Genomic DNA, 19,125 nt, shown 5'->3' with positions numbered 1-19,125 from the left:
CCGATCAGTTCCCTGCACTCCTACCTAGTCGGTAAACGTGATCCGCACCGAGATCGGCTTGGTCTGCATCGCGCGGAACGTGGCGAGCGCGAGCGCGCCGAAGGCTGGGTTCGGTGCGAAACTACGCGCCCGCTGCGCGACGTCATCGTCGTAGACGAACTCTGCAGTGCCGGTTCGCCACTGCGATCCCTGACGAATCCGGACTGCTGGGTTCGAGGTGACGTTGCTGCCCCAGCCTGACCGGGTGCCGTGCTGGGAGATCACCCAAGCGCCGGTCTCGTCGAAGGAGGCCGACACGGGAACGCGACGGGCCAGGCCGGTCTTGCGTCCGGTGGTCTCGAGATCGGTGGCGAATGTCGTCTGGATGCCGACCTTGCCGAGTGCTTTCACGAGCGGGTTGGCGACGTAGCGACCGACGGCGCGTTCGAGGGTGAACTTGTCCACCGACCGATTCTTTACGGGTTGCGAGACGCCGCCACGCTTTTGACGAAATGCGTCCACGCCATGGTGGCGTGCGGCGCTGATCGCCGTGCGCCATGCCGGTCGCGCGGGGTCGGTGTCACGCCCGTCGCCGAGTCGGCGGATCTGGTCGAGATGCCATTGCATGTCGAGGCCTCCCTCTGCTGCCTTCAGTGCCGGAAGACGCTTGAGCACGGCGGGCGGTGCACCCAGCGTGATCTTCGGAGTCGGCAGGCGATCGGTGCCGCCAGTGAGCACGGCTTCCGCGGCGTCCGGAATGAGCGCGGTCGGGCGTCCGATGCCGACGAGATCGCAGTCGCCGTCGGCGATCGCCTGGTTCATCGCCTCTCGGCTGCGGAATCCGCCGGTGACGGCGATCGGGATGCCGGCCGCGTCCACGCGCACTTTCTCGGCGTACTCGAGGAAGTAGGCCTCGCGCGCCTTCGTGCTCGCTGACTTGACCTGGGGGCGGCCGATCATGGCGGCGGATTCGTAAGTGCCACCGCTGATTTCGATGAGGTCGATCTTCTCCTGTGCAAGCCGCTTCACCACCTCGCGCGACTCGTCCTCGGTGAACCCGCCGCGCTGAAAGTCGGCGGAGTTGAGCTTGATGCCGACGGCGAAGCCGGGGCTCACTGCCGCGCGGATGCTGCGCACGATTTCGATCGCGAACTTCATGCGCCCTTCGATGTCGCCGCCCCATTCGTCATCGCGCTGGTTCGACAGCGGGGAGAGGAACTGAGACACGAGGTAGCCGTGTGCGGCGTGGATTTCGACGCCGTCGAAGCCGGCGGACTCGGCCAGCTTCGCGGTGGTGGCGAAGCGTTCGATGATCTCTTTGATTTGTTCTCCGGTAAGCGCGTCCGGAACCGGGAGGCCGGGAAGATTCGGTGCAATTGCCGAGGGTGCTACTGGCCTCTTGCCGGTGATCATCGGGTTGGCCTGACGTCCCGGATGGTTGATCTGCATCCAGATCGGCGTACCGCGGTCGCGTCCGGCCTTGGCCCACTTGGTGAAGGCTTCGAGGTCAGCCTTCTCGTTGAGAACGACGTTGCCCGCTTCGCCAAGGTGATCCTCGTCGACCATGACGTTGCCGGTGATGAGCAGCCCGAATCCGCCGGATCCCCAAGTGGTGTAGAGCTGCTCGAGGCGCTCGTTGGGGGAGCCGGTCTGATCGGCCAGGCTCTCGCTCAGCGCGGACTTCATGATGCGATTGGGCAGAATCTGCCCGTTGGGAAGTTCGAGCTGGTCGTTCAGTGCGGGCATGGAAGTCTCCTCGGCTGCGAAGTAGACGTTGTCGTCTACTCGATTGCCGCCGACGCTACCGCAAAGTAGACGGCATCGTCTAGTATTAGTTTCATGGCAACTGAAGCGCGTTCGCGGATCATCTCGAGCGCTATTGCTCTCGGACGGCGCAATGGCCTCGCCAACTTGGCGATCGCGGACATCCTCGCGGACAGTGGCACGGCACGACGGTCGCTCTACACGCACTTCCCGCGTGGAGTCGCCGATGTGGCGGTCGAGGCGACGAAGGATGCGGCCGCGTTGCTTGGCCAGCTGTTCGACGTCGGTGCGCGGATGGAGCCACGGGCGGGTTTGGCGATGTTCGTCGAGGGGTGGAAGGCCTGGCTCGAGTCGGACGGCTTCAGCCTGGGCTGCCCGATCGTGTCGGCGGCCATGGCGAAGAACTCGTTGCCGGAGGCTGCGGCGATCGCAGAGGATGCGTTCGTCGATTGGGAGTCGAAGATCCACGCGAACCTCCTCGAGCATGGCGTGCCCGAGGATAAGGCGCGGTCGCTCGCGATGTTCATGGTCAGTTCGGTCGAAGGGGCGACCTTCCGCTGCATGTCGTCGTCTTCGGCGGAACCGCTGCTGGCTACGCAGAAGCATCTCGAGGAGCTGCTCGACCTGCATTTGCCGGCGAAATAAACCGGTGGCGGTTGGTGTTAAAGTTGAAAGTCCGGCAGGGAGCCGGAACGTACGGGGCTGAACGGTTTCGACTGCGTACGTGGGATTAGGGGAAGCGTGTCGGTGCAGGCAAGAGACCACCGTTAAGCGTCGCTGCAACCAATTAAGCGCCAACTCTAACGTTGCGCGTGAAGACCTCGTTCTCGCTGCCTAATTAGCAGCTGAGGTTTCTTCACTGTCAGACCGGGAGCGCCCTCGGCCCGGATCCTGGCATCAGCTAGAGGGACAAACCGCGCGGTCCGGTCACGGGACCGAGCGGGACATCAAACAGTGACTGGGATCGTCATCGCAGCTTGTTCGCGTGACTGTGAGATCCGAGTAGAGGCATAGCGAACTGCACACGGAGAAGCCCTAGCGAAACGGCGGAGGACCCGGGTTCAATTCCCGGCAGCTCCACGAAGAGGCCCCGATCCATCAGGATCGGGGCCTCTCCCGTTGCGTCAGAACTGCGGCGCCTTTGTCGCGGTGTGTTCCGGCGCCCGTGCCCTTTCTCCTCGGTTTTGCTTGAGAAAAGCATCGTTGAACAGGGCATTCGGTTGTGTCCGCCGATTGGAGGTCGAGTCGGGTGAGTCGGTGATCCGCTGATCGGGGGAACTTTCGTGCTGGGTTGCTGACTCGTACTGCCACACCCCAACGGCAGGAAAGGGATGGGCAATGGACGACTACGGAAGCGACTACGGGTACATGGCTCGGGGTCGTCGTACAAGGCGAATCAGCTCCTCATGGGACGCGTACAACGCGGGGGACTCCGCGGGATCGTCGTACTGGAATGACCAGTCGTGGTCGGACTGGAACCAGAGCACGGACATGTACGTCGGTGGTGCTGATCCGTGCGGGTCGACGTACACGTCGGACTACTACGCGGGGTCTGAGTACAGCTACGAGTGAGTCTTCGTAGCGTGATCTGACGCTCAGTTACACGGGCTCCGCGAGCTCGCCGGGGCCCGTGCCTGCGAAGACTCTTCAGAATGAGCTGTTCGGTAGCTGTGGTATGATTACGAGGTCGTAGTTGCGTGGCTGCGACAACACGCTCCGGCCGACTGATCACCGGCCAAGATCCCAAAAGCAAGCCGAAGCACTCGGTGAGCTAGCTTTGCTGTGTCCAAAATCGGGTGCTCCGAGATGGTTTACGCCTTATTAATAGGGCGGCTTCAGCAAGTAATGAGATCGCCTTCTGGGTCCGGAATTGACTACTTGTCAATCCGGGCCCTCCGTCGTTTCGGCGGATAACTGAATAGGTGCCGCCTTCCGGCCCGTGTCCCAGAGTCTCAACGACTCACAGGACACGGGCCGCGTTCGTCTCTATAGAAGGGAGAGGTCTGTGAAGTACCAAACGACGAGGTGCCCGATGACGGGCAAGCGGCGCTACCGGGACGGAGAGCTTGCGAAGCACGCCCTCCGGAACGTGCGGATGATGCGGCAGCTCGCTGAGGAGCTGGGTGTCGAGACGAGGCGGCGAGAGTGCAGGTCCTACCGGTGCGACGGCTGCAACGGTTTCCACCTCACGAGCTGGGCTTAAGGAGAAAGGAACAAATGAACAGAGAAAAATACGAGCCGGCGGAGTTTCTGGCCGAGCTGCCAGCGCGGATGGGATACGTCCCGACCGATTCGCTCGTCGTGATTCCTCTCGGTGGAGCGCCCGAGGAAGTTGTGCGGCCGCGGCGCCTCAATGCAGACGCTGACGATTTCGTTCTGGCACTGGTTCTCGGAGCGTTCGGGGAGGACGACTCGGTGATCCTGGTGGCCTCGGGGGATGACCCGTTCAGCGCGCTCGAGAAGGCCGAGGACTACCTCAACTGCCGAATTCTGTGCGAGTTCGCGGTGCGAGCGTTCACCCCGGGTGAGATGTGGATCGAGGTGACTCACGGTGGAGCCGGTCTGATCCCGGATTACAAGTCCACACAGTTCGCTGCGGAACTCGCGTTCGATGGATGGCCGATCTACTCGACCGTGGAAGCGTTGCGGGCCGTGTTCGAGCCGGTCGGCAGGCCGGCACGGATCGCACAACTGAACAGTGGAGCCGATCGGGAACATGCGGCGTCCGGGGTGCGGCGGTCGATCTATCGGGGCCTGCCTGTCAAGATCACTCATCTCGCGGCGTTGCTCGAAGACTTCGAGAACGTCAAGTGGATGGCGCAGCTGGGCGAAGACTGGTGGCCCGAGCCGGACGAAGCAGTCCGGAAGCGAGTGTTCGAGGTGTTTGTTTCGTGCGCTCGGAGGTTGACCGGGGAGGCGCGGCTGCGGGCGGTGTTCGTTGCAGGAGTCGCGGCGATACGTCTTGGGCGCGATGCATTTGTCGACGCAGCGGAGGACATCCTGCTCCGCGCAGATGATGACCGTCAGCTGTTCCTTCTCATGGACGACCTGAGGCGGGAAGGCCTGGGCGTCCTGGAGGAGTTGGGGTGAGACCGGTGACCGACAAGCCCAGCGGTGGGGCGCTGGGCTTGTCCGGCTGGGGCTCTACGCGGTCACTCTTCGTGTCGCTGCTGCAGTGATCGTGAGTCGGTGGAGGTCGACGAGCGCTCGTTGATCGAGGCGACTGCCGACGTATCCGCCGGCGAGTACAAACGCGACGGGAGTGGAGCGTTGCTGGCACCAGTCGAAGACCAAGTGCTCGCGCTCGGCCAGAACATCGGCGGTGATGCCGTCGAGTCCTCCGATGTCGCAGCCTTGGTACGGGTCCATTCCCGCGTTGTAGATGCAGAGATCAAACGGGCCGAGTCGATCGGCCTGCGCGAGTGCCGATGCGATGGCCGGCAAGTAGTCGGCGGCCTCTGTGACGTCCAACAGCTCCGAATTCGACCGGTTCGAGTAGTGGTCGAACGCGCTGACGGAAACGTCCGACTGCCAGATTCGGTCGTCGCCTTCGATCAGGTCGGCGGTTCCACCTCCGCAGTGTGCGTCGAAGTCGAGGATCAACACCGACTGGACAGTGCCTTCGTCGAGCAGGGTTTTCGCGGCGATTGCGAGGCCGTTGAAGGTGCAGAAGCCGGCGCCGCTGTCTCGGCGAGCGTGGTGCAAGCCAGATGAGAGTGAGCCTCCGACTCCGTCGGTAAGAGCGGCACGGGCAGCGGATATAACGCCGCCATTAGAGGCGAGGACCATCCTCCACAAGGCCGGGTCCCACGTGAACCCCTGGCTCTCGGCAAGGTCGACCGGCTCGCCGGTCTGCACGGCCTTGACGTACTCGATGTCGTGTACCAGCGACAAGTGCTCAAGCGTGATCGGCTCAGGCTGGCGTAGTTGGACGCCGTCGATGGGCCGGTTGGTGAGTGACTCGGCGATCCACCCAGATTTCCGGGTCGTGTCGAATCCATGCTTGGCGCCCACATAGTCGGGCGAATAGAAGAGCTGCATGTAGGCGCCTTTAGGGAGATGGTGGTCAGTCGGGCGACCCGCCTGCTGCCTTGCGCCGGCGGTTGGTGCGCTCGTACATTTCTGCGGTCGCGTATTTGGCCGCGAGTTCCCACGCGACTTCTTTGGGAAGGCCTTTGGCCATGAACTCGTCGAGCTTGGGTCGGAAAATGCGCTGGGCTTCGCGGTGTTCCGCCCAGCCTGTGCACGCCGGCCACTTGCCCTGTTTGACGCGCACCCAGTAGCCGGCGGTCTCGCTCCATTGGTAGAGCGGCACGATCTTTCCCATGTCAGTCCTCGGCGAGCTCGGCGCGTTGGACGTCGCTGAACACCGGCATCGCTGCCTCGAGGTTGAGCATCTTCTCGCGGCGGTAGTCGCGGATGTTCGCCGATGCGGCGGCCATCGCACTGCGTGATTTGCCCTTGCCGTACGTGACCGAGTGGGCTCGGCTGACGCCGAGCGATGCGCCGACTTCGATCGCGTCCTGGTCGGCCCCCATGTACATGAATTGCCAGTCCTGGCTGGCGGTTTGCTGCTCGACCAACGATTTGATTGCCGGGTAGGACCACTCGCGAGAGGAGTTCTCATGGCCATCGGTCATGATCGCGATGATCACTGTGCCAGGACGCTGCTCCTCGGGCTGCGATGCGATCTCGGTACGAGTGTCGGTGATGAGCCTGCCCATCGCATCAAGGAGTGCGGTACCGCCACGAGGCTGTAGGTCGAGTGGCGGAACTTCCAGGACCGGCATGCCGGCGTAGACGACCTCGAAGTGCGTGTCGAACTGAGCGAGGGTGACGACGCATTCGCCGTCGGCGGCCGTCTGCTCGTCGATGAAGGCGGCGAATCCGCCCTCGATGTCGGACTTGATGGTCTCCATTGAGCCCGAACGGTCGAGCAGGAAGACGAGGTGAGCGAGGTTGAGGTTCGGCATGGGTTCTCCATTCGGTGCCTGAATTAGGGCGCAAGGAATCAGGGCCTCACAGGAGGTCCCAGGTGGCGTTGGTGGTCATCAGATGGACGCGTAGACGTCCTTTGAAATGGTTGGTCCGACGTGGACAGGATAAGTGTACCGCAAAAAATGCGGATACGCATAAACTGCGGATCTAGTCAGTTGGGACTGCGCGACCATGCTGTTCGTAGAGTGCACGTTCGTGCGGCCAGACCGGGATGGAGATTCCGAGGGTCTTCTCGAGGTTCTTACGCGCTGTGGTCACCTGCTGGGGTGTTTCCTCCACCACGTACGGCTGGAAGGAGTCGGGGTCGCTGAGTGCTCCCATTGTGTCCTCGCTTCTTTCGTGTGATGAAAGTATGAGGTAGGGGTACGACAAGTAGCTTCTAGCTGCGAAAATAGGGCAGCGCTCGACTCTCAGGGTGCCGTCGTCCCGAGCGGAATGTCCTACCTCGTGACCGGCACCGACACTGCCGCGTTCGGATGCAAGAAGAGCAGCGTCGTCTTCACGTCCGTTTCGGCAGCCGTGCTCAGGGCTTCCGCGTAGGCGTCCATCTGAGGCTTGTAGTAGGTCACGCGTGACGGAATGCCGCCTGCCGTTACGTTGTCGGTCTTGTAGTCCACGACGTGTAGCGAACCATCATGGTCTCGGAAGGTCAGATCGATGAACCCTTCGAGGGCGTTGCCGTCCTTGCGAACCGTACCGACATACATCTCGCGCCAGTGTTCGCCCGCTGCAGCACGTTTCACAATGTCCGACGCAAGCGCAGACTTGACCAAGTCTTTGATCAATGGCTCGTGCCCTAGCACGCCCTCCGCCACTGCTTGCGCCGCGACGGCTTGATCAATCCCGTCGCCAGTGCGGAGATCGACGGACTGCAGAACCGCATGAACGGCTCGACCGATCGCGGAGCCATATCGACCCTTCGACCACGGCAGCAACTCGATGTCTCGCGGTCCCTTGGCGCTGCCGGCTTCTGCCTCGTCGTCGAGCACTATCTCGGGCTCGGTGCCCTCCAAGCCGGAAGCAGTGATCGTCGACTTCGCGCGACTTCGCCGCTGTGCTTCGCTGACGCCCGCAAACCATTCATCCCAGTCCGGCGGCTCCACAATGTGCTCGACCGCATCGCGAGCCAGAGTGAAGTCGTAGCCACTGAAATGCACCGCGCCGGCCGTGGTTGCCCCACCTGCCTCGGCCACCAGGTGAGCCGCGGTTGAACCGGTGGTGCCGCGGTGGAGCGAGACGATCAGGTGGTCGCGGGCACGCGTTGCGGCAACGTACAACAGGCGCAACTTCTCCTGCGCGTCCATCTGCTCGTCGATCGGTGCAACGTCGTCGAAGTCAACGGTCTTGATCCCGCCGCCGACACTGACTGAATAGCCGCCCTCGGCCGGCCAGAGCAGTTGGACTCCGCGCTGCGAGTTTGCCCGGGCGGTCATACCGGACATGATGACGATCGGAAACTCGAGGCCCTTCGCGGCATGAATTGTCATGACCCGAACGGCCTCGACATCCGTCTCGGGCAGAACCGACTCGGCGACCCGGCCGACCTCCGTTCCTTGATGCTCAGCCCAGGTCAGGTAGTCGCGCAGACCGCCATGCGACACCTCTGACCATGCCCTCGCCTGATCCACGATGAAGCGAAGACGGCGCCAGGAATCACGCGCACGTCGCTCACTCGCGGCGACCTCGAACATGCGGCGATCGGTAACGATGGCGCTGAGCACCTCACTGGGAGTCATCCACCGAGAGTCAAAGTGGAAGCGCCGCAAGTAGGTGAGCGCCTTCCCGACCGGCCCTCTTTCTAGTTCGGATTCGACCGTGGAGTAAACCGTAAACCGCCCACCCGCCTGCTTCCATCGCCAAAGATCGTCGTCGCCACAGCCGAAGAGTGGTGACCGCAATGCGGTGACCAGCGACAACTCATCGGTGGTATCGGCGATTGCGCGGGCGCAGGCAAGTAATGCGCGAACTTCACTGGCGTGGTAGACGAGCGAACTCGCCTCTGCTCGGTACGGCACCTGTGCCTCCCCGAGCGCCTGCTCCAGAAACGGGAGCGACGTGCGTGCCGGCACAAGAATCACGATGTCTGCCAGTCGCGCCGGACGCCAACTCCGGGTGACCTCGTCGAATACCTGCCACTGTTCGTCGATGATCTTGCGGATTATCGCCGCGACGTCAGTTGCTTCGTAATCGCGAAGCTCGGCCGCAAGCACTTTGCCTTCGTGGGCTTGGGCGCCGAGCACTGTCAGCGGCGCGCCGCTGCCCCCGGGCTTTCGATAGTCGTCGAGCGCCTCGTACTTCGGTTGTTGCCGTTCTTCTTCCTGGATTAGCGTGCCGAACACCGCGTTGACCCATTCGAGGACGGCTGGCACGGTGCGGAAGTTCGTGGTCAAGCTGACTGGCTGGCCGATATGGTTCTGGGCGCGTAGATAGGTTTCGATCGATGCCCGCCGAAAGCGGTAGATTGACTGCTTCGCATCACCGACGACGAACAGTCGACCTGGCGGCACGTCGACCTTCTCCCACTCGGGGGAGTCTGCGGCTTCGCCGGCGGCAATGCGGACCGCGAGTTCGATCTGGATCGGATCGGTGTCTTGGAATTCGTCCAGCAGAATCCGGCGATATTTGTCATGCAGAGCGGCGCGGACCTGCGGCTGATTGCGGAGCAGGTCGCGAGAGGTGACGAGCAGGTCATGGAACTCGAGGCGACCTTCACGCCGGCGTTCCTGCGCAAGGCCGAGCACTCGGCGTGCCAGCCACGGAGTAAGGAGTCGGAGGCAGAAGTCGAGTATCTCGCCGACTAAAGCGTCGGCCGAAATGCGAAGGCCTTTGAGTTCGTCCTTGACGTAGTTCACGTCGTCCCAGTTCGCACGGGCCCCGCCGTTGCCGATCTTGAAGCTTCCGATCTTTTTGACGACGGTCAGTCGCGTCTCGTCGTCGGGCGCGTGGTCGAACTCGGTCAGCAACTCGGCGAGCTCTTCGAAGGCTGGCAGCAGTTTGTCCGCAGGGTTTCGACACTCATCTCGCAGCGCGAGGACGTCGTGTGCCTCGTTGCGGAATGTCGTCCAGTCAAAAAAGTCCAAGGTCGGGGGCGGTGCCGCCAGAATTCGCTCTTCGATGAGGTCCCAGTCGCGGCCGAGTGCCTGCAGTAGCGATCTCAGACGCTTCAATTGCAGTCCGGCAGCCATCGCGAGAAGGAGTGGCGTCGCCATCGTGTCGTCGTCGAGTAACTCACGTTGTATGTCGATCCACCGACGTTCGAAGGCGATCGAGGAACCGACCTCATCGAGGACTTCGACGAGCGGTGGAAGGCCCGCATCGATCGGATGTTCCGATAGTAAGCGCTGCGCAAACGAGTGAAGGGTGCCGATGGCCGCGCTATCGAGCTCGTCCAGGGCCTGATCAGCCGCCACCTTCATCTTCCCGTTGCGACGGGCTTTCTCGAACTCGCTCCGTAACCGGTCCCGGAGTTCTGCTCCCGCCTTCTCCGTGAACGTGACGGCGGCGATGTTCTGCAGCGATACACCGCCTTCCATGACCATTGCATAGACTCGTTTGACCAGCGCAGATGTCTTCCCGGACCCGGCGCCCGCGTTGACGAACAATGTGCTGCCGGTCGCCGTGGTGATCTGTCGCCGGGCGGCTTCGTCCTTGAGGGTCATTCCGCACTCTCACTGGGATCGATGAGATTGACAAGTTCGGTCAGTGCTGGATCGGCGTGCTTGCTCTGCCACCGCTCACGACCGTCATAGCCGACACCGTCCGGATTGCAGTACTCACATTTCACCCAGGCGAAGTCGTCTGTCTCCGGGGGCTTGGCCGGAAACAGGCCGTTCGCGATCGACCTGACGAGGACGTAAAGGGTCTCCTGGTACTTCTTCTCCACCGCATCGGACAATGACAGATCGACTCGGCCCTTGTCCTTGCGAACGAACCAATACGACGCGTGAACCGCCGTTTCCGCGTTGCCGTAGCGCTCCCTCGCAGCGTGGGCATACACCGGGAGTTGGAGCTTTGTGCCCTTGGCGATCGGGTCGGTTGTGGAGATATCCGCATAGGGGCTCTTCGATCCGGTCTTCACGTCGGTGACCCAGAGTTCGCCGTGGGTGGTCTCGTCGACTTTGTCCGCGCTGCCTCGCATCAGCACGCGGCCGCCCTGGATCGGCACTTCCACCGGATTGTGCCCGCTCTGACCGAACGGCATCTCGCTCGCGACAACGCGGGCGTTTAGGCTGGCCCGCCAATGATCGTCGGTGTCGAGCATCGTATGCAGATCGTCCAAGATCCGGGTGCGCTCACGCTCCCACAATCGGGGATGCCCGGTCAGTCCGCGATGCTGGAATTCCTCCGCGAGTTCCTCGGCAATTTCGGCGAGCGCATCTCGTGCTTGCGTACTCCAAGGCGCGCCATAGCCCGGCAGCGTCCCCTCGAACCGCTTGATGAGTCGGTCCATCGCCTCGTGGATGAGGTTTCCAATGTCCATGGGTGAGATCTGGATGACGTCTTCGGGCTTTTCGAGCGGTGAAACGCCGAGTAGGCGCCGGACAAAGTATGCGTGCGGACAGTCGGCATACGACTCGAGGGCTGTTGGTGCGATCGCCTTGTTGTCGACGGCGTAGTTGGGTAGGCCCGACTCCGCGGTCAGGTTGCCGTCGAACCGCGTGAGTTCATGGCTTGTGCGGGCTTCGATCATTGCCCTCGCGGCGTCTACTGTGGCGTCGTCGAGGCCGCCAGCTGCTGCGCGCCGAGTCCGCCACTCCTGTTCCGTTCCGAGGTCCTTTGTCGTGAGGAGTTGACCGGCGAACGAGCCCGAATGCGTCACTTCCTGTCCGTATTGCGCCGTCTCCCACTTGGTTGCCGCCAGCTCGCGGTCGTTGCTCAACTCACGGAGCGTCGGAAGCAGCCATCGGCTAGGCAGGCGGTGGCTCGATCTGCGCAAGTCACCTCTCGGGAACGAAGCGACTACTTGCGGTGCGACCTGGAACGCAGCGAGAAGGTACCGATACTTGGCGTACAGCCCGTCTAACGCCAGCGAAAGTTCACCATTGGCGGCCCCGCGCACACGGTCCGGTAGAAGCGCATCCTCACGAAGACGGCCGGGATAGAGGTCTTCGCTCAATCCGACGACGTACGCAACATCGAGGTCGAGCCCAATAGCCGCGGATACGGGAGCAACAAGTACCCCTTCGCCAAACCGGCCAACACGCGGCAGGACCCGCTCGAATTCTGAGCTGAGCACCTGCCGAAACACGTCGAAGGAAGCGTGTGAGTCAACGGCGTCGAGGCCAACCAGTTCGCTCACAGTGGTGGTCACAGCCGCGTAGGCGTATTGCTCTTCCAACGGCAACTTCGCCGAGTCAATGAGAGTTGTGAACAGCGTCAGACACCACTTCGACAGGCCGGACCAGGTCGTCATTTCGCTCGCGTCGGCGAGTTCCTGACGCAGTCGGCCTGCGAAATCACGAAGTTGGCTCGCTTCGTCAATCCTGCGCCGGATGCGCTCGATTCGCCATGCCTCGGGCGGTTCGCCACCGGGATCTTCAAGGGACCGCTGGGCAGCGGCGATGAAACCATCGAGCCGAACTTGCCAATCATCACCGGAGACAACGCCGGCCTCGCGCGAGACTCGCTCCCATCGGGCGGTTGGTATGCGCTCGCCAGCAAAATCGCGGGTCGGGCCGCTCGCGATGGCACGGAACAGTTCGGGACGTGAAGCACCGGAGTCAACGAGAGCGAGTGTCTCGAGCAGAATGCGTGCAACTGAGCGTTCGCTGACCGGGCGTGCGCCTGGTCCGTTTGTGGTGATCCCCGCGCTATTGAGCGACTCGTACAGGAGTCGTGCGTATGGGGAAGTGCCCGTATACAGAACCGCAACGCGATGTGCTGGTGTGGACTGCAGCGTCTTGGTGAGATCTCTGACCACGCAGCGAATCTCGTCGTCGGAATCCGATGCATTGAGGACGTTCGTGGCTGTGCGGATCTGCGGGGGAACGATGTTCGCGACGTTGAGTCGTGCAAGTGTGCGCTCCACTCCGGCGTCCGCCCGCGTCGCTCCAGTCAGTCCGGGGATTACGGACAGGGCGTCTCCGCCGGCCAGAGCCTCGGCAAGCCGCGACTCGGCCTGGGAGAGGTCTTGCGGCAGGTAGAGAATGAACGTTCCTGTGGCCGGACGCGATGCGGCCGCCTGGAGCAAGTCCGTCGGGTCGTACCAGCTTCCTTCAAGCGTTTCTCTGACCTGGCGGAACAGTCGGACGAATTCGCGAGCGACATCAGACGTCGTCGCCATCCCGTCCAGAGCAGCAGAACTCACGTCTCGGACTTCGCGGTAGGCCTTCGTGAGTGCCTCGACTGTCGCGGGGTGTTCGGCTACCTCCGCGAACAACCCCGGGTCTTCATCGAGCGCGCGGCGTAGAGCTGATGTCAGCACGGGTCCGGTCAGCGGCCTGCGAGGATGCATCGCGGGCGCGGCGATCTTCTCGGAGAGTTTCGAAAGAGTCGTGACGTCGACATTGACGACACCGGCCCGACCCCCCACGCCGCGAGCTAGGTGACGCCTCGCCGTTAGTGCTGCGAGGTTGTTCGGCGCGAGGACCGTCACGGGCGCCAACGCGTCTCCGGCTTTGTGTTCTGCGACCGCGTCCCGCAGGGCATCAAGTGCTGCGCGCCCGTATTCGACCATTCGATCTCCGATCCAGTGCCGGTGCAGAGCCTGCCCCGATCACAACACGGCGGTCTGACAAAGCGCGCAAGTATGCCGGGTCAGGTGCGGCTGATGTCATTCGATGGAATGACACGATCGGGCCCGCGATCAATCGCCAATTTGTCTGTCGATCGAATGAATTCCACTGCCCGACAGGATCCGACAGCAAAGTGGGACATTGTGCGAATACCGTTGCCGAAGTGAGCGACTCCCACTCCGATGCCGCGATCGAACGGCTCATCGACGCCCTCGACAAGAGCGCTCTGGCCGAGGATCGAAAGCTCCTCGTACTCGCAGCCCTTGAAGGGGATCAAGACCTCGCCGACGCGGTCAGCGGCAAGCCTGTCGCCACGAGGAAACGACCACTGGCAGAGCAACCGGTCCACAGCTATCTTGAGCGCGTCACCGTTACAGGCTTCCGCGGCATCGGCGCCAAGGCCGCGCTGCATCTGACGCCGGGTCCCGGCCTGACGCTCGTCATCGGGCGCAACGGCTCTGGGAAGTCAAGCTTCGCGGAGGGCATCGAAGCCACATTGACTGGCGAAACAGCCCGGTGGAAGGGCAAGACCAAGGAGTGGCTAACCGGCTGGAAGAACCTGCACAGCGACGACACTCCCTCCGTCGTGGTGGAACTCGCCATCGACGGTGACGCCGGTACGACCACGGTTGCTCGCGAATGGCTTACCGCTGCTGATGAAACCAAGGCGTACGTCCAGCGTCCGGGCAAACCGCGCGAGGAAGTGTCGAGCCTTGGCTGGAGCCAGGACATAGTCACCTATCGCCCGTTCCTCTCGTATGCGGAGCTAGGCTCCGCGCTCACCCGCAAGCCTTCGGAGATGCACGACGCTATTTCGTCGATCCTCGGACTTGACGATCTCACCGCCGCCGAGAAGCGACTCGAGGACTACGCGAAGCGGTGTGGACAGGACATGAGGCGAGTCGCGCCTAGTGACGCGACACTCGTTGCGGACCTAGGTCTTGTCGATGACGAACGTGCGCCCCAAGCGATCCAGCAGCTTCGGTCGAGTACGCCAGATTTAGACATGTTGCTCAAGCTTGCGGCGGGAAGTGCCGGTCAGGAGCCTCCTGAGGTAGCCGATCTGCGCAGGTCTATGGCGGTGCAGGGACCGGATATTCAGCGTGTGCACATCGTCATTGATGCACTGACGAACGCTGCCGAAGAGCGGGACAACGTGTCCGAATCGTCCGAGAATGCACGCGGGCTGGCGGATCTGTTGGAGAAGGCTCTTGCGCACCGAGACCGCCGCACGGACGACCCGTCGTGTCCGGTGTGTGGCACCGCGGATGTTCTCGACGGCGCCTGGCACGAACGCGCGAGTCGCGAGTCCGCGCGTTTGCGTGTGGAAGCGGCTCACGCTGATGGGGCGATCGCTGCCGAGCGCACGGCGATGATGCAGGCACGCGCACTGCTGACCGATCCGCCGTCTCACGTTTCCGGCGCGGTGAGGTCGGCGTGGGACGGCTGGGTGGCTGGGCGTTCAATCGCGTCGGCGACGCAACTCGCCGCGCATCTGCGCGCGAGGGTCGGTCCGCTCATCGAAGCCCTGCGTGCCGGCTACGCCGCCGCGACCGAACGGCTCGCCGAGATCGAGGACCGATGGCGTCCGTTTGCGACTCGCATCGTTGCGTGGGTCGAGGCGACGCGGAAAGCTGCGGCGCTGAAATCGCAGCATGACGACTTGAAGACTGCCCACTCGTGGCTGCGTGATGAAGGGCAGAGTATCCGGAACGAACGGCTGCAGCCAATCGCGGATCGGTCGGCACAGATCTGGGGTCAGTTGCGTCAGGAGAGCAATGTCAGTCTGGGCCCGGTCAAGCTTGCCGGTAGGGGGACTCAGCGAAAGGTGGAACTCGACGTCACCGTTGATGGCGCGGGAAGCAGTGCGCTGGGAGTAATGAGCCAGGGGGAGTTGCACTCGCTCGCTTTGTCACTCTTCCTGCCGCGGGCCACGATTGGCGAGAGTCCATTCCGATTTCTTGTTATTGACGACCCGGTCCAGTCAATGGATCCCGCGAAGGTCGAAGGGCTGGCGCGAGTGCTGTCTGAGGTGGCTAAGGATCGGCAGGTCATCGTGTTCACACACGACATGCGACTTCCGGATGCGGTCCGCCGGCTGAACCTGCCGGCGTCGATGTGGGAGGTTGTGCGTCGGGAGAAGTCGATCGTCGAGGTACGACGGACGAGTGATCCGGTGACGCGTGCTCTCTTGGATGCTCGCGCGATGTTGAAGACCGAGGATCTCCCTCCGGAGGTCGCGAAGCGCGTGGTTCCTGGATTCTGCCGAAGTGCGCTGGAAGCGGCGTTCGCTGACTTTGCTCGGCGGGAGCGGCTCAAGAAGGGCATCCCCCACGCCCAGGTCGAATTGGAACTCGAAAACGCAAAGAACGCATATGGGTTCGCGGCACTCGCGTACTTCGGCGACTCGTCGAAGGCGGACAAGGTGCTCAGTCGAGTCAACGCGTACGGTACTTGGGCGGGAAACGTGTTCAAGGCCGCCAAGGGCGGTGGGCACGCGGCTTTCAGGGGTGATCTGGAAGCCCTCGTCAAAGGGACTGAGCAGCTGGTCAAGCGGGTCGCCGATGTCGGCTGACCTGACTGCTGAAGAGCTCCTCGAGCTGTCGGATCGGTTGGTCGCCGAAGTCGTGAAGGGCACTCGCGGGTTGTGGCCGCGCGCGACGACGTATCTCGTTCGAATGGCCTTCGAGTCGACGCTGGACGAGTACTGGATGTCGCGTGTGCCAGCGATGGTTGCGTGTACTCGGCATTCGCAGTTGCTTGCGTTGGATGCGTACGCATCGGTCGAGGTTGGTGGCCGAGCTCGGGCGGTGTGGGGTGCGCTCAGTTCGGCTTGTCACTACAGCCAGTACGACTTGGCTCCGACGGCGGGGGAGTTAAGGGGTTGGCGGGAGGAGGTGGCGGGGATTCGGACCAGGTTGTGTGTCTGACGGCATCGTTATGGGGACTGGGTCAGCTGTGCCAGCCTCCACTGCTCAAAGTTGAAGGCAAAGTGGACGACCAAATGAAACTCAATGCGCCTCAAGGGATGTGCGGCTATCTGTCAAGCGTTGACGTCACCGAGTACATTTTCGGTCACGCCGTCACGGTGAATGAAGATTGGTGGCGGATTGCGCTCGCTGAGAGCGGGTTTGGAAACGGCGTTCTAACGCCGGTAATCCGTCGACGAGATTTGTTTGCGATGGCCGACGAGGCTCTTACGTCGCCGCACGGTGCTCTTATGCTGCTGTGGAACACGTTGGCCTGGGGAACTGGAACTGGTGCGCGCAACAACAGCAGACGGATTCGGGCGATTGCTGCGGACCGTGAAGGCTGTAGCGCCGCGCTAATGAGGGCAGCCCAGTTGGCGCGGATTGACCCATCGGCGGCGTACGAAGCACTCAGGCCCAGTCGTAACCGCAACTTGATCGCTTACCTTGGTCCGGCCTTCTTTACGAAGTACTTGTACGTGGCGGGTGGCGGCAATGCCGACCATCGGTGCGTAATTCTCGACATGCGGGTCGCATCGGCATTGCGGCCAGCAGGATGGTCGACCATGCCGCTAACAGGTTGGTGGACCGAAACTTACATGCGCTACATCGAACTGCTTGAGAATTGGCGCGACGAGATCGGTGTGGACCGGTTGGATCTGTTGGAGCGATGGCTTTTCGAACAGGGACGGCCGCCTCGAGCTAGACGGCGTTAGGGTGCATGGCCGGCCCTCTCGCAGAGTGAATCCGCGCGCTAAAGACAGGAAGTCTTCGCCGTCTCGATCTCCCGATCAGTCATCGGCGGAGTCGTGATGGCTTCCCGCGGGAACCCGTCTGCACGCAACCCATCGAGCACGAGTCCGAAGTATCGCCGCCACACGTCGGGGTTCACCGGCCGAGCGAACTGTGCGATCGAGTCGACCATGAAGATCATCGCGAAGAAGTCTTGGGGCGCCGCGTCTGCGCGGAGCGAGCCTTCGTCCTTGGCGCGCTGGATCAGCTCTTCGACCGCCGGGCGCATGCGGTCCCGCATCGAAGTGAAGCGCTCGCGTCCCTCGGTCGAGCCCTTGACGACTTCGGCGAATCCGCGGCTACATGCGAAGTTGTGCAGGACGTACTCGAAGTAGGTGACGAGTCCGTCCCAGGCGTTGTCCGTCTTGAGTGCGAGTTCCGCGCTCTCGGACATGCGGTTGACGCCGTCCTCGAAGACGCCGTCGATGAGTTCCTGCTTGTTCGCGAACCGGCGGTACACCGTGCCGACGCCGACCCCCGCGTGTGCGGCAACGTCGTCGAGGCTGATGTCGAGACCGCGGAGCGCGAACAGTTCTCGCGCAGCTTCCAGGATGCGCTGCTGGTTGCGTGCCGCATCCGCGCGCAGGCGTCGCCCCGTCGGCGAGGTAGGCGCATCGATCGTGGTCACAGGGCTGAGTGTAGCAACTGGACCTGAAACGGTGATGTGACCTCCGCTTATGGGGCGATAGGCTAGCGGCATGGCGACGACGGCGACTCGAGAGAAGCTGCCTTCCGAAATTTGGGTTCTGGTCGCATCGTCGTTCGTGATCGCCCTCGGATACGGCTTGATCGCTCCGGTTCTGCCCGAGTTTGCGCACAGTTTCGGCGTTAGCCTCACGGCCGCTTCGGCGGTTATCAGTGCATTCGCCGGGATGCGGCTCTTGTTCGCACCGGTCTCCGGGCGATTGGTCCAGTGGCTTGGCGAGCAGCCGGTCTATCTCGTCGGCCTCCTGATCGTCGCGGTGTCGACGGGGCTTTGTGCTGTCGCGCAGACGTATTGGCAGTTAATCGTCGTTCGGGCTGCCGGCGGCATCGGGTCGACGATGTTCACCGTTTCGGCGCTCGGATTGTTGATCCGGATCTCGCCGGCCTCGGCCCGCGGTCGTGCTGCGGGTCTGTACGGGACGTCGTTCTTGGTGGGTTCCGTCGGCGGACCGCTGCTGGGTTCAGCGTTGGCGTTCCTGGGTCTGCGGGCGCCGTTCGTGATCTACGCGGTCGCGTTATTGGTGGCGGCGGGGGTCGTGTACTTCGCGTTGCGCGGTTCGCATCTGGCGGCGCCTGAGGTCGCGAGTGGGTCGCGAATGGCGCTGTCCGATGCCGTGCGTTCGGCGCCGTATCGCTCGGCGGTCTTGGCGAGCTTCATCAACGGTTGGGCGTTGTTCGGTGTGCGGATGGCGGTCGTGCCGTTGTTCGTCGTCGAAGTCATGCATCAGGACTCGACGATGTCGGGTGTGGCGCTGACGGTGTTCGCGGTCGGCAACGTGCTGGTTCTGTTGTTGGCGGGTCGCGGGGCGGACTTCATCGGTCGCCGGCCGATGTTGGTGAGTGGACTATTTGTCTCGGGCGTCGCGACCATTGGGATGGGCTTGTCGCCGGGGATCGTACCGTTCCTGGCGATGTCGTTCGTGGCTGGACTTGGTTCCGGACTCATGAATCCCGCGATGCAGGCCGTCGTCGCGGACGTTCTGGGTGCGAAATCTCGCGGTGGCCCGGTCTTGGCGACCTTCCAAATGGTGTCCGATCTTGGTGCGGTGATCGGTCCGGTCGTCGCCGGTGTCGTGGCGCAAGAGTGGTCGTTCGGGATGGCGTTTGTGGTGACGGGAGTCGTGCTGTTGATCGGCTCGCTCGTGTGGGTTCGGACTCCGGAAACGTTACGTCGGTAGGGTCGG

The 19,125-nt window shown here is 62.7% G+C and carries 15 protein-coding genes and 1 other RNA gene; 8 read left to right on the top strand and 8 right to left on the bottom strand.

Annotated features, from left to right (window positions below; translation table 11 throughout):
• Positions 1–24 precede the first annotated feature (24 nt).
• Complete coding sequence (locus F600_RS0123730; RefSeq protein WP_018163161.1) at positions 25–1,725, bottom strand: nitroreductase family deazaflavin-dependent oxidoreductase; 1,701 nt, start codon at positions 1,723–1,725, stop codon at positions 25–27.
• A gap of 93 nt (positions 1,726–1,818) precedes the next feature.
• On the opposite strand from F600_RS0123730, the gene F600_RS0123725 reads away from it, so the two are divergent.
• The 4 genes from F600_RS0123725 (at position 1,819) to F600_RS0123710 (ending at position 4,833) form a co-directional block, all read left to right on the top strand.
• Entirely contained in the window at positions 1,819–2,388 is a 570-nt protein-coding gene (locus F600_RS0123725; RefSeq protein ID WP_018163160.1) for a TetR/AcrR family transcriptional regulator, read from the top strand.
• A gap of 53 nt (positions 2,389–2,441) precedes the next feature.
• Positions 2,442–2,826, top strand: a transfer-messenger RNA (tmRNA) gene (gene ssrA / locus F600_RS31390).
• A 255-nt stretch (positions 2,827–3,081) separates the two neighbouring features.
• Positions 3,082–3,315, top strand: coding sequence for a hypothetical protein (locus tag F600_RS0123720; protein WP_018163159.1), 234 nt, complete (start codon positions 3,082–3,084; stop codon positions 3,313–3,315).
• Positions 3,316–3,960: 645 nt separating this feature from the next.
• Positions 3,961–4,833, top strand: a complete 873-nt coding sequence (locus F600_RS0123710; protein ID WP_081629008.1) for a DUF4192 family protein — start codon at positions 3,961–3,963, stop codon at positions 4,831–4,833.
• Between the two features lie 54 nt (positions 4,834–4,887).
• Here the strand turns inward: F600_RS0123710 and F600_RS0123705 are convergent, their stop codons facing one another.
• The 6 genes from F600_RS0123705 to F600_RS0123680 form a co-directional block, all read right to left on the bottom strand.
• Positions 4,888–5,784, bottom strand: coding sequence for an arginase family protein (locus F600_RS0123705; RefSeq protein ID WP_018163156.1), 897 nt, complete (start codon positions 5,782–5,784; stop codon positions 4,888–4,890).
• Positions 5,785–5,809: 25 nt separating this feature from the next.
• The gene (locus F600_RS0123700) at positions 5,810–6,070 is read right to left on the bottom strand and encodes a hypothetical protein (RefSeq protein WP_018163155.1); all 261 of its coding nucleotides are present in this window, start codon (positions 6,068–6,070) and stop codon (positions 5,810–5,812) included.
• A gap of 1 nt (position 6,071) precedes the next feature.
• On the bottom strand, positions 6,072–6,716 hold the full coding sequence (locus F600_RS0123695; protein ID WP_018163154.1) for a vWA domain-containing protein: 645 nt from the start codon (positions 6,714–6,716) through the stop codon (positions 6,072–6,074).
• 172 nt (positions 6,717–6,888) lie between these two features.
• Complete coding sequence (locus F600_RS31785; protein ID WP_018163153.1) at positions 6,889–7,062, bottom strand: hypothetical protein; 174 nt, start codon at positions 7,060–7,062, stop codon at positions 6,889–6,891.
• A 119-nt stretch (positions 7,063–7,181) separates the two neighbouring features.
• Positions 7,182–10,400 (bottom strand): UvrD-helicase domain-containing protein, encoded by a 3,219-nt coding sequence (locus F600_RS0123685; RefSeq protein WP_018163152.1) that lies wholly within the window; start codon positions 10,398–10,400, stop codon positions 7,182–7,184.
• On the bottom strand, positions 10,397–13,417 hold the full coding sequence (locus F600_RS0123680) for a PD-(D/E)XK nuclease family protein (protein ID WP_018163151.1): 3,021 nt from the start codon (positions 13,415–13,417) through the stop codon (positions 10,397–10,399). Before F600_RS0123680 ends, F600_RS0123685 begins: the two co-directional genes overlap by 4 nt.
• Before the next feature lie 221 nt (positions 13,418–13,638).
• Here F600_RS0123680 and F600_RS29610 point away from each other — a divergent pair, with 221 nt between their 5' ends.
• The 3 genes from F600_RS29610 (at position 13,639) to F600_RS0123660 (ending at position 17,160) form a co-directional block, all read left to right on the top strand.
• Positions 13,639–16,050, top strand: a complete 2,412-nt coding sequence (locus tag F600_RS29610; RefSeq protein WP_040632534.1) for an AAA family ATPase — start codon at positions 13,639–13,641, stop codon at positions 16,048–16,050.
• Positions 16,040–16,405, top strand: a complete 366-nt coding sequence (locus tag F600_RS0123665; protein WP_018163149.1) for a hypothetical protein — start codon at positions 16,040–16,042, stop codon at positions 16,403–16,405. Before F600_RS29610 ends, F600_RS0123665 begins: the two co-directional genes overlap by 11 nt.
• 74 nt (positions 16,406–16,479) lie before the next feature.
• Positions 16,480–17,160 (top strand): 8-oxoguanine DNA glycosylase OGG fold protein, encoded by a 681-nt coding sequence (locus F600_RS0123660; RefSeq protein ID WP_040632531.1) that lies wholly within the window; start codon positions 16,480–16,482, stop codon positions 17,158–17,160.
• A 38-nt stretch (positions 17,161–17,198) separates the two neighbouring features.
• On the opposite strand, the gene F600_RS0123655 is transcribed toward F600_RS0123660, so the two are convergent.
• Positions 17,199–17,864, bottom strand: a complete 666-nt coding sequence (locus F600_RS0123655) for a TetR/AcrR family transcriptional regulator (RefSeq protein WP_018163147.1) — start codon at positions 17,862–17,864, stop codon at positions 17,199–17,201.
• 70 nt (positions 17,865–17,934) lie between these two features.
• Between F600_RS0123655 and F600_RS0123650 the strand changes: the two genes are divergently transcribed.
• Complete coding sequence (locus tag F600_RS0123650) at positions 17,935–19,119, top strand: MFS transporter (RefSeq protein WP_018163146.1); 1,185 nt, start codon at positions 17,935–17,937, stop codon at positions 19,117–19,119.
• The last annotated feature ends 6 nt before the right edge of the window (positions 19,120–19,125 follow it).

This window comes from Smaragdicoccus niigatensis DSM 44881 = NBRC 103563 (assembly GCF_000380645.1).
In the GTDB taxonomy this organism is placed as follows: domain Bacteria; phylum Actinomycetota; class Actinomycetes; order Mycobacteriales; family Mycobacteriaceae; genus Smaragdicoccus; species Smaragdicoccus niigatensis.
This window is presented reverse-complemented; position numbering and strand designations above follow the sequence as displayed.